This window comes from Baekduia alba, assembly GCF_028416635.1.
In the GTDB taxonomy this organism is placed as follows: Bacteria; Actinomycetota; Thermoleophilia; order Solirubrobacterales; family Solirubrobacteraceae; genus Baekduia; species Baekduia alba.
This window is the reverse complement of the sequence record NZ_CP114013.1, coordinates 3,694,203-3,708,836: the sequence shown is the minus strand read 5'-3', so window position 1 is coordinate 3,708,836 and position 14,634 is coordinate 3,694,203. Positions and strand designations below refer to the sequence as shown.

General features: G+C 72.4%; 14 protein-coding genes. 11 read left to right on the top strand and 3 right to left on the bottom strand.

Going from position 1 to position 14,634, the window contains the following annotated elements:
• Window positions 1-62 precede the first annotated feature (62 nt).
• The 5 genes from DSM104299_RS18670 to DSM104299_RS18650 all read left to right on the top strand — a co-directional run bounded on the left by DSM104299_RS18670 (window position 63) and on the right by DSM104299_RS18650 (window position 4,472).
• Window positions 63-1,919: an Rne/Rng family ribonuclease gene (locus tag DSM104299_RS18670; protein WP_272473152.1), complete on the top strand. Its 1,857-nt coding sequence runs from the start codon at window positions 63-65 to the stop codon at window positions 1,917-1,919.
• A 9-nt stretch (window positions 1,920-1,928) separates the two neighbouring features.
• Window positions 1,929-2,234 (top strand): 50S ribosomal protein L21, encoded by a 306-nt coding sequence (gene rplU / locus DSM104299_RS18665; protein ID WP_028072820.1) that lies wholly within the window; start codon window positions 1,929-1,931, stop codon window positions 2,232-2,234.
• A 10-nt stretch (window positions 2,235-2,244) separates the two neighbouring features.
• On the top strand, window positions 2,245-2,511 hold the full coding sequence (gene rpmA, locus DSM104299_RS18660; RefSeq protein ID WP_272473151.1) for a 50S ribosomal protein L27: 267 nt from the start codon (window positions 2,245-2,247) through the stop codon (window positions 2,509-2,511).
• A gap of 170 nt (window positions 2,512-2,681) precedes the next feature.
• Window positions 2,682-4,136: an MFS transporter gene (locus tag DSM104299_RS18655; protein WP_272473150.1), complete on the top strand. Its 1,455-nt coding sequence runs from the start codon at window positions 2,682-2,684 to the stop codon at window positions 4,134-4,136.
• A gap of 45 nt (window positions 4,137-4,181) precedes the next feature.
• Window positions 4,182-4,472 carry a TfoX/Sxy family DNA transformation protein gene (locus DSM104299_RS18650; protein ID WP_272473149.1) on the top strand — a complete coding sequence of 97 codons (291 nt, stop codon included), beginning with the start codon at window positions 4,182-4,184 and terminating at the stop codon, window positions 4,470-4,472.
• Window positions 4,473-4,532: 60 nt separating this feature from the next.
• Here DSM104299_RS18650 and DSM104299_RS18645 read toward each other — a convergent pair whose 3' ends face one another.
• Entirely contained in the window at window positions 4,533-6,059 is a 1,527-nt protein-coding gene (locus DSM104299_RS18645) for an MFS transporter (protein WP_272473148.1), read from the bottom strand.
• 80 nt (window positions 6,060-6,139) lie between these two features.
• Here DSM104299_RS18645 and DSM104299_RS18640 point away from each other — a divergent pair, with 80 nt between their 5' ends.
• On the top strand, window positions 6,140-6,712 hold the full coding sequence (locus DSM104299_RS18640) for a TetR/AcrR family transcriptional regulator (RefSeq protein WP_272473147.1): 573 nt from the start codon (window positions 6,140-6,142) through the stop codon (window positions 6,710-6,712).
• A gap of 49 nt (window positions 6,713-6,761) precedes the next feature.
• On the opposite strand, the gene DSM104299_RS18635 is transcribed toward DSM104299_RS18640, so the two are convergent.
• Window positions 6,762-7,481: an SDR family oxidoreductase gene (locus DSM104299_RS18635; protein WP_272473146.1), complete on the bottom strand. Its 720-nt coding sequence runs from the start codon at window positions 7,479-7,481 to the stop codon at window positions 6,762-6,764.
• A gap of 5 nt (window positions 7,482-7,486) precedes the next feature.
• On the opposite strand from DSM104299_RS18635, the gene obgE reads away from it, so the two are divergent.
• Window positions 7,487-8,833 carry a GTPase ObgE gene (gene obgE / locus DSM104299_RS18630; protein ID WP_272473145.1) on the top strand — a complete coding sequence of 449 codons (1,347 nt, stop codon included), beginning with the start codon at window positions 7,487-7,489 and terminating at the stop codon, window positions 8,831-8,833.
• Window positions 8,834-8,908: 75 nt separating this feature from the next.
• The gene (gene proB, locus DSM104299_RS18625; protein ID WP_272473144.1) at window positions 8,909-10,015 is read left to right on the top strand and encodes a glutamate 5-kinase; all 1,107 of its coding nucleotides are present in this window, start codon (window positions 8,909-8,911) and stop codon (window positions 10,013-10,015) included.
• Here the strand turns inward: proB and DSM104299_RS18620 are convergent.
• Window positions 9,997-12,135 (bottom strand): glycoside hydrolase family 15 protein, encoded by a 2,139-nt coding sequence (locus tag DSM104299_RS18620; RefSeq protein WP_272473143.1) that lies wholly within the window; start codon window positions 12,133-12,135, stop codon window positions 9,997-9,999. The genes proB and DSM104299_RS18620 overlap by 19 nt on opposite strands.
• 72 nt (window positions 12,136-12,207) lie before the next feature.
• Between DSM104299_RS18620 and DSM104299_RS18615 the strand changes: the two genes are divergently transcribed.
• The 3 genes from DSM104299_RS18615 to rsfS are packed head-to-tail and all read left to right on the top strand — an operon-like array spanning window position 12,208 to window position 14,555.
• Window positions 12,208-13,449, top strand: coding sequence for a glutamate-5-semialdehyde dehydrogenase (locus DSM104299_RS18615; protein ID WP_272473142.1), 1,242 nt, complete (start codon window positions 12,208-12,210; stop codon window positions 13,447-13,449).
• 52 nt (window positions 13,450-13,501) lie between these two features.
• Window positions 13,502-14,122 carry a nicotinate-nucleotide adenylyltransferase gene (nadD, locus tag DSM104299_RS18610; RefSeq protein WP_272473141.1) on the top strand — a complete coding sequence of 207 codons (621 nt, stop codon included), beginning with the start codon at window positions 13,502-13,504 and terminating at the stop codon, window positions 14,120-14,122.
• 19 nt (window positions 14,123-14,141) lie between these two features.
• Window positions 14,142-14,555: a ribosome silencing factor gene (gene rsfS, locus DSM104299_RS18605; RefSeq protein WP_272473140.1), complete on the top strand. Its 414-nt coding sequence runs from the start codon at window positions 14,142-14,144 to the stop codon at window positions 14,553-14,555.
• Window positions 14,556-14,634: the final 79 nt, after the last annotated feature.

Here is a 14,634-nt window from a genome sequence, read left to right as displayed (position 1 = left end):
TACTCATCGTGAGAAAGCAAGTGCTCGTCAGCGTGGACCGCGGGGAAACCCGCGTGGCGCTGATGGAAGCCACCGGAGCGCCGGCCGCCGCTGCCAAGAGCAGCGGCACGACCCGCAGCCGCTCTTCCCGGGCCAAGAGCCCGAACAACGACGGATGGCGGGTGGCGGAGCTCTATCTGGAGCGCCGCGGCAACCGCTCGATCGTCGGCAACATCTACAAGGGCAAGGTCGACAACGTCCTGCCCGGGCTGGAGGCCGCGTTCGTCGACATCGGCCTCGACAAGAACGGCTTCCTGCACGTCGACGAGATCGTCATCCCCGGCGTGGAGGTTGCGCGCCGCGGCCGCGCCGGGTCGAAGGGCAAGTCGATCGGCGAGCTGCTCAAGCCGGGCCAGGAGGTCGTCGTCCAGGTCGTCAAGGACCCCTTGAAGACCAAGGGCGCGCGCCTGTCGATGGACCTGACGATCGCCGGGCGGTACATGGTGTACACGCCGACCGGCGAGGGCGTGGGCGTCTCCAAGCGCCTCGACGACAAGGAGCGCGACCGCCTGCGGCGCGAGGCCAAGGGCCTCGACCTGCACAGCGGCGGCGCGATCGTCCGGACCGCGGCCCACGGCGCCAAGCGCCAGGACTTCGAGCGCGAGCTCCAGTACCTGTTCAAGCTGCACGAGGTGCTGGAGAAGCGCGTCGCCGACACCACGGCGCCCGCGATGGTCTTCCAGGAGGCGGACCTGTCGGTCCGTGTCGTGCGCGACATCTTCAGCGCGGACTTCGAGAAGGCGATCGTCGATGACGAGCAGCAGCACCACCGGCTGGTGTCGTTCTTCTCGCGCACCGCGCCGGAGCTCGTCGACCGCGTCGAGCTGTGGCAGGAGTCCAAGCCGCTGTTCGAGGCGTGGGACGTCGAGAAGGTCATCGACGGCCTGATGTCCAAGCGGGTGGACCTGCCGTCCGGCGGCTACCTGCTGATCGACTACGCCGAGGCGCTGACGGTCATCGACGTCAACTCCGGCTCGTTCGTCGGGCGCGGCAAGCAGGCGCGCCTGGAGGACACGATCACGCGCACGAACCTGGAGGCGGCCGACGAGGTCGTCCGCCAGCTGCGGCTGCGCGACATCGGCGGGATCATCGTCATCGACTTCATCGACATGGCGAGGGCCAAGAACCGCGAGGCGGTGCTGAAGACGCTGCGCAAGGCGCTCGACGAGGACCGGACCAAGACGTTCACGGCCGAGATCTCCAAGCTCGGCCTGGTCGAGATGACGCGCCAGAACGTGACCGAGGGCGTCCGGGAGATCATGTCCCGGCCGTGCCCGACGTGCCACGGCGAAGGCGTCATCAAGTCCGAGGACACGATCGCGATCGAGTTCGAGCGCCAGCTGCGCGAGATCGCGGCGCGCGCCAAGCGCGGGACCGAGGCCTTCCTGGTCCAGGTCAACCCGCGGGTGAGCGCCAAGTTCACCGGCGAGGGCGCGCGCGTGCTGCACGCGCTGGAGCAGGAGACCGGGAAGATCTTCCACTTCGAAGGCTCCGAGGGGCTCCCGCTGGACCACTTCGCGATCACGCAGGAGGGCTCCAACGAGGACATCGAGGAGCGCGCGATCCCGTTCAAGGAGGGCGACGAGGTGCTGGTCAACATCATCGAGCCCCACATGTACGAGGTCGACGACGCCGTCGCGAAGATCGACGGCTACATCATCTCGGTGGTCAACGGCGGCCGGTTCGTGGGCTCCAAGAAGCTCGTCCGGATCGAGGAGGCGGGGCGCACGGCGGCCGTCGCGACGCTGCTCGACGGCGACGACGAGCCCGCGGAAGGCACCTCGGGCGACGAGTCGCTAGAATCCAAGCCTCGGCGCCGCGGCCGCAGAGGCGGACGGCGCCGTTCGGCTGTCAAGGCCGAAGCGACTTCGTCGGAGTAACCAGAAACCATGTACGCGATCGTCAAGACCGGTGGCAAGCAGTACCGCGTCGAAGAGGGCCAGACCCTCCTCGTCGAGCGGCTGCCTGGCGACGCCGGCGCCAAGCTCGACCTCGAGCCCCTCCTCTTCGCGGGGGATGAAGCCCTGTTCGGCGACAAGCTGGGCAAGGTGACGGTGGCCGCCGAGGTCGTCGAGCACCTGCGCGGCCCCAAGCTGCGGGTCAACAAGTTCAAGCCGAAGCGCGGCTACCGCCGCCGCGCCGGTCATCGCCAGGAGCTCACGCGCATCCGGGTGACCAAGATCACGAAGGGTTAGGGGAGAGCAGATGGCACATAAGAAGGGCCTCGGCTCCTCCAAGAACGGCCGCGATTCGAACCCCCAGTTCCTGGGCGTGAAGATCTTCGCCGGCCAGGTCGTGACCGGCGGCGAGATCATCGTGCGCCAGCGCGGCTCCCGCTTCAAGGCCGGCGACGGCGTCGGGATGGGCAAGGACGACACGCTGTTCGCGAAGGCCGCGGGCACCGTCGACTTCAAGACCGGCCGCCGCGGCCGCGTCGTCTCGATCCTGCCGGAGGAGGACGCGGCGGCCTAGCCGTCTCGCGCTCCATCAGCCTTGTTCGCCGCGCCCCTTCGGGGCGCGGCGTCGTTAAGCCGCCTCGATCGCCGCGCCTCCGACCCGGCCCGCGCGGCGACGCGCCAGGTCGCCCGGTGCCCTGACACCCTCGAATTAGTGAACCGTTGCGTGTGCAACAATTGGGGTTGATGTCTTCCCCCGATGCCGTAGCTGCCGCACGCAACAAGACGCTGATCCTGGTGCTCTGCTGCCTTGCGCAGTTCATGGTCATCCTCGATGTCTCGATCGTGAACGTCGCGCTGCCGTCGATTCGTGGGGACCTCGGGTTCAGCGCGACGGGGTTGCAGTGGGTGGTCAACGCCTACACGTTGGCGTTCGCCGGCTTCCTGCTGCTCGGTGGGCGTGCGGCGGATCTGCTCGGGCGGCGGGAGGTCTTCGCCGGTGGGCTGCTGCTGTTCGCGTTCGCGTCGCTGCTGGGCGGCATCGCGCAGTCCTCGGGGACGCTGATCGCGGCTCGTGCCGCGCAGGGGCTCGGCGGTGCGGTCGTCGCGCCGGCGACGCTCTCGATCCTCGCCACCACGTTCACCGAGGGCCGCGAGCGCAACCGCGCGCTGGGCCTGTGGGGCGCGATGGGCGGTGTCGGCGGCGCGACGGGCGCGCTGCTCGGCGGCATCCTCACCCAGACGCTCTCGTGGCGCTGGATCCTGCTGATCAACGTCCCGATCGGGATCATCGCGGCTCTCGCCGCGCTGCACGTCGTCGCCCGCGGGCGCCGGGACGCCGAGGCGCGCAAGTCGTTCGACCTCATGGGCGCGCTCACGGTCACCGCGGGCCTCGTCGTCCTGACCTACGGGATCGTCGAGACCGACACGCACGGCTGGGGCTCGTCGCGGACGCTCGTCACCATCGCGCTCGGCCTCGCGCTGCTCGCCACCTTCACGCTGATCGAGGGCCGCCTGGCCAAGCACCCGCTCGTCCCGCTGCGGATCTTCAAGTCGCGCCCGGTCTCCGGCGCCAACGTCGTCGTCTTCTGCATGGGCGCCAGCGCGTTCGCCATGTGGTACTTCCTGTCGCTGTACCTCCAGCAGGTGCTCGGCTTCGACCCGATCGAGGCCGGCCTGTCGTTCCTGCCGATGACGCTCACGATCGTCGCCTGCTCGCAGCTCGCCAGCCGCGGCGTCGGGCGGTTCGGGCCGGGCCTGGTGCTCACCTTCGGGATGGTCCTGATCGCGTTCGGGATGCTCGGCCTGTCGCAGATCTCGGCCGACGGCACCTACTGGGTCGACGTGCTCGTCCCGTCGGTCGTCACGGCCGCCGGCATCGGCTTCTCGTTCGTCCCGGTGACGATCTCCGCGACGCAGGGCGTCAAGGGCCCGGAGGCGGGCCTGGCATCCGGCCTGGTCAACACGTCGCGCCAGGTCGGCGGCTCGATCGGGCTGGCGCTGCTGGCGACCGTCGCGACGCAGCGCACCAACGACGTCATCGGGGCCATGGGCCCGAAGGTCGCGCTGACCGACGGCTTCCAGCGGGCGTTCGTCGTCGGCGCGGGCTTCGCGCTGGTCGGCGCGATCGTCAGCGGCACGGTGCTGGCCCGCAGCGGGCGCGACGCCGCGCTCGCGGCCGCCGAGGCCGAGCGCGCCTGACCGACCGCGCTGGCGCACGTGGCGCCGGAGCCCTACGCTTCCGGCATGGCCGACCGCCTGGAGGACGTGGTCAACATCGGTCCTGCGCTCGCGCACGACCTCCGTGCGATCGGCGTCGAGGACGGCGACGCGCTGCGCGAGGTCGGCGCGCGCGACGCCTGGCTGCGCCTGTACGAGGCCGGCTCCCGGGACTGCCTGAGCTCCTTCCTCGCGCTCGAGGGCGCCGTCCGCGGCCTCCGCTGGATGCAGATCGCGCCCGACGACCGCGACGCCTGCTGCGAGCAGATGCGCGCGCTGCTGGCGGCGGCCGAGCCGCCGGCCGCCGCGCAGCGCTGATCCGTGGCGGCGAGTGTCCCCAGGAGGGACACTGCCCGACATGGATCGCGACGCGGGTCTCTAGGCCGCGACGAGCTCGCGCTCCGGGTCGGCGACGTCTGCCGTCGCGTGCGGCGGCACGGTGCGCAACGTGAACCACGCCACCGCCGCGGCGAACGCCATGACGACGCTCGCGCCCAGCGCCGCCGCGTGCAGGCCGTGCGTGAACGCCACGCGCGCGGTGTCCAGGAGCGCGTCGCCCGACCGGCCCGGCAGCGCGCGGGCCACCTCGACCGCGCCGCCCAGCGTCTCGTGCGCCGCGTGGGGGACGCCGCCCCCGACGTCGTGGCGGTAGACGGCGGTCCCGATGCTGCCGAGGACCGCGACGCCGATCGCGCCGCCCAGCTCCTGCCCGGTCTCGGCCACCGCTGACGCCGCGCCCGCGCGCTCCGCCGGCGCCGCGCCGAGGATCAGGTCGGTCAGCAGCGTCATCGCGCCCGCCAGGCCCATCGTCGTGAGCACCACGCCGGCCAGCGCCACCGGCAGGCCGTCCCGCGCCGGGACGCGCAACAGCACCAGGAAGCCGACCAGGGCCAACAGGAAGCACGCCGCGACGACCGCCGCCGGCCGCACCCGCTGCGCCGCGACCATCGCCAGCGGCGCGACGACGCCGACCGACAGCGGCGCCGGCAGCGTCCACAGCGCGGCCGTCAGCGGCGACAACCCCAACACGGACTGCAGGTACTGCGTCGAGAACAGCGCGAACCCGACGAGCCCGAGCATGGCCATCAGGTTGACCCCGAGCGCGCCGCTGAAGCGCGCGTCGCGAAACAGCGACAACTCGATCATGGGGGAGGTCAGGGCTCGCTGGCGCCGGACGAACGCGACGCCACCGACCACGCCGACGACCAGCGCGAGCACCGGGATCAGGCCCAGGCCGTCGACCGCCGCGCGCTGCAGCCCGAAGACCAGCGGCAACATGGTGCCCAACGACAGCAGCGCGCTGATCGGGTCCAGGCGCGCGCCGCTCGGGTCGCGCGACTCCGGCAGCAGCCGGGGCGCGGCGACCACCAGCGCGACCATCACGGGGACGTTGATCAGGAACACCGATCCCCAGGAGAAGTGCTGCAGCAACAGGCCGCCGAGCAGTGGCCCGAGCGCGGAGCCGCCGCTGACGACGCCGGTCCAGATCGCCACCGCCTTGCGGCGCTCGGCGTCGTCGGGGAACAGGTTGCGCAGGAGCGCCAGCGACGACGGCATCAGCGTCGCGCCGCCGAGGCCCATCAGCGCCCGGCAGGCGATGAGCTGGTCCGGGGTCGACGCGAACGCCGCGGCGGCGCTCGCCAGGCCGAAGGCGCCCGCGCCGCAGACGAGCACGCGCCGCCGGCCGACCAGGTCGGCCAGCGAGCCCATCGTGATCAGCAGCCCGGCGAGGACGAACCCGTACACGTCGAGCATCCACAGCTGCTGGGTGCCCGACGGCGCGAGGTCGGCGCTGATGAACGGCGCGGCGAAGTACAGGATGGTCACGTCCATGGCCACCAACAACACGGCCAGCAGCAGGACGCCGAGCCCGATCCACTTGGAACGGAGGGGGAGAGAGGTCATGGCCGGGGACCGTACACAAGATTCATACGCTTGTATAGAACGGACGTATGAATGGATTCGTGGGCTACGATCTCCCCCCGATGGGACACCGCGAGGACCTGCTGGACGGCGCGAAGCGCTGCCTCTACGAGAAGGGCTACGCCCGCACGACCGCGCGCGACATCGTGGCCGCCTCGGGCACGAACCTCGCCTCGATCGGCTACCACTACGGCTCCAAGGAGAACCTGCTCAACGCCGCGCTGATGAGCGCGACCGAGGACTTCGGCGAGGCCGTCGGCGCCGCGGTGGGCGACGGGCCGCCCGAGGCGGATCCCTACGAGCGCTTCGAGGCCGTGTTCACGCGCGTCCTCGAGCAGTACGCGACCTACCGGCCGCTGTGGAGCGCGACCTTCGAGAGCGTCTCGCAGGTCGACCACGCCGACGCGGTCCGCGAGTTCTTCGCGACCGTCCAGGGCATGGCGCACCGTGAGATGTCGCGGCTGTGGTTCGGGACGCCCGACGACGTCGAGGTCACCGACCCCGCCCACGTCCAGGTCGGCCAGCTCCTCCAGGCCGTGCTCATCGGGCTGATGGGCCAGATGCTCATCGACCCGACCCAGGCGCCGACGGCCAAGGACCTCAGCGCGGCGCTCAGGACGATGACGGCGCGCTGAGCAGCGCCCGCAACCGCGCGGCCAGGTCGTCCGGCACGATGGCGCGGGATCATCCCGACTGGGCCGTCGGCCGGACGAGCACCTCGTTGACGTCGACGTGCGGCGGCTGGGACACCGCGTACAGCACGGCGCGCGCGATGTCCTCGGGCTCCAGCCGGCCGTCGGACCGCGCGTCGAAGAACGGCGTGTCGACCTGGCCGGGCGAGATCAGCGTGGTCCGGACGCCGGTGCCGTCGAGGTCGCCGCGGATCGCCTCGGCCATCGCGGTCACCGCCCATTTCGTCGCCGAGTACAGCGACCCGGGGATGACGCGCCGGCCCGCGACCGAGCCGGTCAGCAGGACGTGGCCCTGGGCCGCCTTCAACGCCGGGAGCGCCGCCCGGACCGTGTAGGCGGCGCCGAGCACGTTGGTCAGGACCATCCCGCGCCAGTGCTCCGGCGTCTCCTCCAGCCAACCGCGCTTGGCGCCGACGCCGGCGTTGGCGAAGACGACGTCCAGGCGCCCGAAGCGCTCGGTCGCGGCGGCCACGAGCGCCTCGTTGTCGGCCCACTCGATGACGTCGGTCGGGACCGCGATCGCGCGCTCGTCGCCGCCCAGCTCGGCGGCCAGCGCCGCCAGGCTGTCGACGCTGCGAGCGCCCAGGACCAGCCGGTGGCCGGCCGCGGCGGCCGCGCGGGCGGTCGCGGCGCCGATCCCAGAGCTGGCGCCGGTGATGAGGAACACGGGGTCGTCGGCCATCAGCGATGGCTTCCCGGCTACCTTCTCCATCACACATGCTGTACGACAAGGCGCGCATCTTCGTCCAGGCGGGCGGCGGCGGGAACGGCTGCATGAGCTTCCGCCGTGAGGCCCACGTGCCCAAGGGCGGCCCCGATGGCGGGGACGGCGGGCACGGCGGCCACGTCGTGCTGCTCTGCGACGACTCCTACCGCGACCTCCAGAGCTTCAAGCGGAAGGCCCACTACAAGGCCGATCGCGGCCGTCACGGCGAGGGCGCGCTGCGCCACGGCGCCGACGGCGACGAGCTGGTCGTGCGCGTCCCGCCGGGCACGCAGGTCACCGACGAGGCCGGCGAGGTCCACGACCTCGTGATCCCGGGCACGCGCGTCGTGGTCGCCAAGGGCGGCTCGGGCGGCAAGGGCAACAAGAAGTTCGCGGGCGCCACGCGCCAGGCGCCGCGCTTCGCCGAGCGCGGGCTGGCCGGCCAGGAGGGCTGGCTGGACCTGCGCCTCAAGCTGCTGGCCGACGTCGGCCTCGTCGGCCTGCCCAACGCCGGCAAGTCCTCCATGTTGGGCCGGATGACGCGCGCCGCGCCGAAGGTCGCCAACTACCCGTTCACGACGCTGGAGCCGGTGCTCGGCACGCTGGACGGCGACGACCGCCAGCTCGTCCTCGCCGACATCCCGGGCCTGATCGAGGGCGCCGCGGGCGGCGCCGGCCTCGGCCACGACTTCCTCGCGCACGTCGAGCGCACGCGCCTGCTCGTCCACGTCCTGGACCTCGCGCCGCTGGACGGCAGCGATCCGGAGGACAACTACGCGACGATCGAGCGCGAGCTGGCCGACTACGACGAGCGCCTGACGACGCTGCCGCGCATCCTCGCGCTGTCCAAGGCCGACCTCGTCTCGCCCGAGGAGGCCGAGGTCACCGCCGAGGTCTGGCGCGAGCGCTTCGCCGCCGCGCTGCCCACTCGCGAGGACTGGGAGCCGACGCCGGAGATCACGCCGGTGCTCATCACCTCCAGCGCGACCGGGCTGGGCCTGGACGAGCTCAAGGCCGAGCTGCTGCGACGCGTGCCCAAGCTCGAGGAGGCCGAGCTGCCGCCGGGCCTCGACGCCGCCGACGACCTCGAGGAGCACCGCACGTTCCGCCCCGCGGCGGGCCGGCGCAACGCCAAGGACTTCAGGGTCGAGCAGGTCGAAGAGGGGCTCTGGCGCGTCGAAGGCGACTCGGTCGACCGCCTCATCGCCCGCCACGACATGGAGAACCTCGACGCGCTCGCGCACGTCGAGCGCCGCCTGCACCGGATGGGCGTCATCCGCGCGTTGGAGGCCCATGGGTTCGAGCCCGGAGACGATGTCGAAATCGGCGGCGTGACGTTCGAGTTGGACCCGTCGTGAGGTGGCGCCGATATCGAGTCGAAATCGGCGGCGTCGTGTTCGAGCTGGATCCCTCGTAGTCTTCCGCGCCGTCCCATGGCCCGCCACGTCATCAAGCTCGGCTCCGGCATCACCGCGTCCGACGACGGCGCGCTGCGTGCCGACGTCCTCGCCGCGATCTGCGACGAGGTCGCCGCCCGGCGCCGTGCCGGCGACGAAGTCGTCGTGGTCTCGTCGGGTGCGATCGTCCGCGGGCTGGACACGATGGGCATCGCCGGGCGGCCGAACGCGATCGAGGACCTCCAGGCGGCCAGCGCGATCGGCCAAGGCCGGCTCTTCCGCTTCTACGACGAGCTGCTGGCCGCGCGCGAAGTCACCGCCGCGCAGGTGCTGCTGACGTTCTTCGACCTCAGCCACCGCACGCACTACCTCAACGCGCGCCAGGCGCTGCGGCGGCTGCTGGACTGGGGCGTCGTGCCGATCATCAACGAGAACGACACGACCGCGACCGACGAGATCACCTTCGGCGACAACGACTTCCTCGCCGCGCAGGTCGCGATCCTGGTCGAGGCCGACAAGCTGGTGCTGCTGACCGGCGTCGACGGCGTCTACACCGGCGACCCGCGCACCGACCCGGACGCGCGGATCGTGCGCGAGATCACCGACTTCGACACGCTCGACGACCAGGCCGCGATCGGGGACTCGACCTCGACGCTCGGGTCCGGCGGGATGCGCTCGAAGGTCGTGGCGGCCGAGATGGCGACCGCGGCCGGGATCCCGGCGGCGATCGTCAACGGCCTGCGCCACGAGGCGCTGGGCGCGGTGCTGGGCGGCGCGACCGACGAGGGCACGCACTTCCCGGCGCGCGCCCTGGGGATCTCCAGCTTCAAGCTGTGGCTGCGCTACGCCAAGCCGGCGCACGGCACGGTGGTCGTGGACGCGGGCGCCGCGCGGGCGCTGCGCGAGGGCGGCACGTCGCTGCTGCCGGTCGGCGTCGTCGAGGTCGTCGGGTCCTTCGCCGCGGGCGACGCCGTCGAGGTCCGCGGCGACACGGCCGGCGGCCGGCTGCTGGGCAAGGGCATCGCCAACCTCAGCGCGGGCGAGCTGCGCCGCGTCCAAGGCATGCAGTCCTCCGCGGCGCGCGAAGTCCTTCCCCGCGCCGCCGAGGAAGCCGTGCACCGCGACTACTTCGTCTTGGCGTAGCGCTCCGCGACCACCGCGGGCTGCTCGGAGACCGCGCCGTCGGCGAGGTCCCACGCCAGCCGCAGGTACTGCGCGTGCGTCCAGGCCAGCGGGGTGGCCGAGAGCGTCGGCGTCCCGGGCTCGAAGCCCGGCTGGCCGCTCGGCGGGTTCTGGTCCCACACCTGCTCGGGCAGCATGCCGCCCGGGCCCGCGGCGTTGGTCATCGCGCGCAGCTGCGTCGTCGCGCCCGCCGTGTCGCCGGTCGCGATCTGCGCCTCGCCGCGCTCGCCGTTGAGCAGCGGCCACGCGCGGCCGATCGTCGTGCGCGAGTCCGGCTCCTGGCCGAAGTCCCACGGCCGGCCGTCGCGGAACTCGCCGTAGCCGTCGAACGCGGCGCGGTGCCAGAAGAAGCCGCGCGCGGTCTGGACGCCGAGCTGCTCGTCCACGACCTTCTCCGAGTTGATGATGTCGGGGTCGTCGGCGGGCAGGACGCCGAGGCGGACGAGGTCCAGGAAGCTCGGGTCGACGACCGTGCGCTGGTCGGCGGCCGACGGGCCGCCGTCGCCGGTCGAGTAGGTCGTCGGTGCGTCCGGGTCGCCGTCCTTGGTCAGCCGCAGGAAGTAGGGCTGCGGCGAGTACGGGCCGGTCGTGGTCACCGTCCAGGCCTTGACCTTGGACTGCCACTCGTCGGCGGTCGCGAGGTACTTGGCGGCGCTGGCGTCGTCGCCGTTGGCCTTGGCGATCTCCGCCGCGCAGACCAGGCCGGCGATCTCCGACGCGATCGTCGCGGGGGAGAAGCCGGACTGGTTCTCCCAGCGCTCCATCGGCGACCACGGCGCGACGTTGCCGGTCTCCGGGTCCTGGTAGGACAACAGGAAGTCCGCGGCGCGCTTGACGTGCGACCAGGTCGCGGGGTCGGTGCGCCCGAGCTGGTGGGCCAGGACCATGGGGAACGCGACCTCGTCCATCTGCAGGCCGGTCCAGACGGGCGTGCCGTCGGGCTTGGAGTTCTGCGGGAACGAGCCGTCGGCCTTCTGCTGGGTGGTGAACAGCCAGTCCAGCGCGCGGTTGGCGCCGGCGCTGTCGCCGGCCGCGATCAGGCCCGTGGCGATCTGGTACAGGTCGCGCGACCAGACCAGGTGGTAGGGGCCGGACGGCGCCTCCTTGCCCCAGCGCCACGGCATCGACGGCGACGCGACGTAGGCGCCGCGGTGCGTCTTGTCCTCGGAGGCCGCGAGGACCAGGATCGAGGTGGTGTACAAGTCGCGCTCGTCGCCGCCGCGCAGCGAGGCCGGCGGGCGCTTGAGGCCGCGCAGGTAGTCGCGCCAGCCGGCGGCGTAGCGCGCGAGCGTGAACAGGAACGGGCGCTGGAGCGAGGCCCGGGCGGTCGCGAGCGCGGCGTCGGGGGCGTCGGCGAAGGCCAGCGCGAGCGTCGCGCGGCCGCCGCGGCTGAACGCGAGCCGGCCGGCCTGGACGACGGCGCCGGGGCCGGCCGAGTCATAGGCGTTGCCGACGACGTCGGCGTCGCTGGTCCCGCGGTAGTTGTTGGTGGTCTTGGCGAACGCCGGCTGGGCGGTCAGCGCGCTGGCGCCGCTCTTGGCGTCGGTGGCGACGAGATCGGTCCCGGCGCTACGCGCCGTGTCGTCGGTCCGCGTGTCGGCCAGCGTCGGCTCGTACAGGGCGTGGACGCTGTAGCGCCGCTTGTCCTTGGCGCTGAAGCGCACGTCGGCCAGGACGGTCGCGCGCGACGGGTCGGTCACGTAGGTGGCGGTCAGCCGCCAGCGCCCGTCCGGGTCGGTCGCGGTCTGGGCGAAGGTCAGGCTCTTGGGGTCGACCTGCCGGGTCGTGAGGTTCCCGGCGCTCACCGTGCCGGACTGCGCGTCGGCGACCACGAGGCGCAGCGCGCGCGAGGACGGCGTCGCGAGGTCGGGGAAGAAGACCTCGCCGAGGCCGCCGTCTTCCTGGACGGTCGCCCAGACCTTGCTGTCGGTGGTGTCCGACGTGACGATCCCGGACTTGTCGGAGCCCTGGAACCCGTCGTCGGCTCCCGGCCCTCCGGGCGCGGGCGCGGCGACCGCGGTCGTGGCGACGGACAGCGCGCCGAGCAGCGACGCGCACAGCAGACGGGCAGACCTGGACATGCGGCCGCGGTACCCATGCCCGTCCGGCTGAACCCGCCGGCGGTCAGCAGAACGCCCGGTACCATTTTCGGCATGGCCATCGCGACCCCGTCCGTGACCGACATCTGCCGCGCCGCGCGCGCCGCCTCGCGACGGCTGGCCACGCTGTCGACCAGCGAGAAGGACGCGGCGCTGCACGCGATCGCCGACGCGCTGGTCGCCCGAACCGCGGACATCGTCGAGGCCAACGCGCGCGACCTGGAGGCCGGGCGCGAGGCCGGCCTGAGCGCGGCGCTGCTCGACCGGCTGCTGCTCGACGCGGGCCGCGTCGCCGCGATCGCCGCGCAGGTGCGCGACATCGCCGCGCTGCCCGATCCCGTCGGCGAGGTCATCGACGGCTTCCGCCTGCCCAACGGGCTCGACGTCGCCAAGACGCGCACGCCGCTCGGCGTCGTCGCCGTGGTCTACGAGGCGCGGCCGAACGTCACGATCGACGCCGCGGCGCTCTGCCTGAAGTCGGGCAACGCGATCGTCCTGCGCGGGTCCTCGAGCGCCGCGCACTCCAACGCGATCCTCGCCGCGATCGCCGCCGAGCATGCGCCCGAGGGCGCGATCGGCCTGGTCGCCGGCGGCGGCCGCGAGGAGCTGGCCGAGCTCGCCACCCAGGACGAGCACGTCGACCTCATCATCCCGCGCGGCGGCGAGGGCCTGAAGCAGGCGCTGACCGCCGTCGCGACCGTCCCGATGATCTTCGCGGCGTCGGGCAACTGCCACGTCTACGTCGACGCGGACGCCGACCTCGCCAGCGCGCGCGACATCATCGTCAACGCCAAGACCCAGCGCCCGGGCGTGTGCAACGCGGCCGAGACGCTGCTGGTCCACCGCGACGTCGCCGGCGCGTTCCTGCCCGACGCGCTCAGCGCGCTGCGCAACGCGGGCGTCGAGCTGCGCGGCGACGCGCGCGTCCAGGCGCTCGACGCCGACGTGCTGGAGGCCACCGATGCCGACTGGGACACCGAGTTCCTCGCGCTCGTCCTCGCGATCGGCGTCGTCGACTCGGTCGACGAGGCGATCGACCACGTCAACCGCCACGGCTCGGGCCACTCCGAGGCGATCGTCACGTCGTCCTACGCGAGCGCCCGCGCCTTCGAGCTCGGCGTCGACGCCGCGTGCGTGTACGTCAACGCGTCCACGCGCTTCACCGACGGCGGCGAGTTCGGCTTCGGCGCCGAGATCGGCAACTCGACGCAGAAGCTCCATGCCCGCGGGCCGATCGGCCTGCGCGAGCTGTGCTCGTTCAAGTACGTCGTGCGAGGAGCCGGGCACGTCCGCTGAGCCGGACCGCCGCCGCCGCGGCGCTGCGCAAGACGACCAGTCCTGGGGCCGCGTGGGCATCCTGGGCGGCACGTTCAACCCGCCGCACCTGGCCCACCTCCTGGCCGCGCAGGAGGCGCTGGACCAGCTCGGGCTCGACCAGGTGCTGCTGATGCCGGTCGCGACGCCGCCGCACAAGCAGGTCGACGGCGATCCGGGCCCGGAGGCCAGGCTGGAGCTCTGCCGGCTGGCGACCGCGGGCGACGAGCGCTTCGCCGTGTCCGACCTCGAGGTCGCCCGCGGCGGGCCGTCCTACACGGCCGATACGCTGCGCGCACTGCATGCGACGTGCCCGGGAGCGGAGCTGACGTTCATCGTCGGAGGCGACATGGCCTCGAGCCTCCCGACGTGGCGTGAGCCCGCGGAGGTCGTGGGTCTGGCGCGCCTGGCGGTCGCCGAGCGCGAGGGCGCGCGGCGGGCCGATATCCTGGAACGGCTGGCGACGATCCCCGGCGCCGTCGAACGGGTCGACTTCTTCGACCTGCCTCGCATGGACATCTCGTCCTCGCTCGTCCGGCGGCGGGTGGCCGCAGGACGCCCGATCCGGTACCTGGTGCCCGACAGGGTCGCCGAGTACATCGCACAGCACGGGCTCTATCGGAGCCCGGTGGGTACCCCATCATCATCAGCATGACCGCGGAGGAAGCGTCGTCTTGCCCAGCCAGACCGTGCAGCACCCCGACCAGCAGACCCCAGAAGAGATGACCCCGGAGCGCCTCGCGCAGCTCGCCGCCTCGTACGCGGCCGACAAGAAGGCCATCGACCTCACCGTGCTCGACCTGCGCGGCGTGTCGAGCTACACGGACTTCTTCGTCGTCTGCTCCGGCAACACCGACCGCCAGACCAAGGCGATCCACGACGCGATCCACGAGGGCCTGAAGAAGGACCACGGCCAGCTCCCGCGCCGCGTCGAGGGCACCGGCGAGGCCCGCTGGATCCTCATGGACTACTTCGACATCGTCGTCCACGTCTTCGTCCCCGAGGTGCGCGAGTTCTACCGCCTCGAGCAGCTGTGGGGCGACGTGCCGCGTCTCGACGTCGAGCTGGAGGACGTTCCCAGCCGCTGAGCCGCCGCCCTTGTGGCGGCGGTGACAACTTCTCGCTCCTGATTGGCGCCGCGCGGGCCAAGACCGTGCGCGGTGCCGC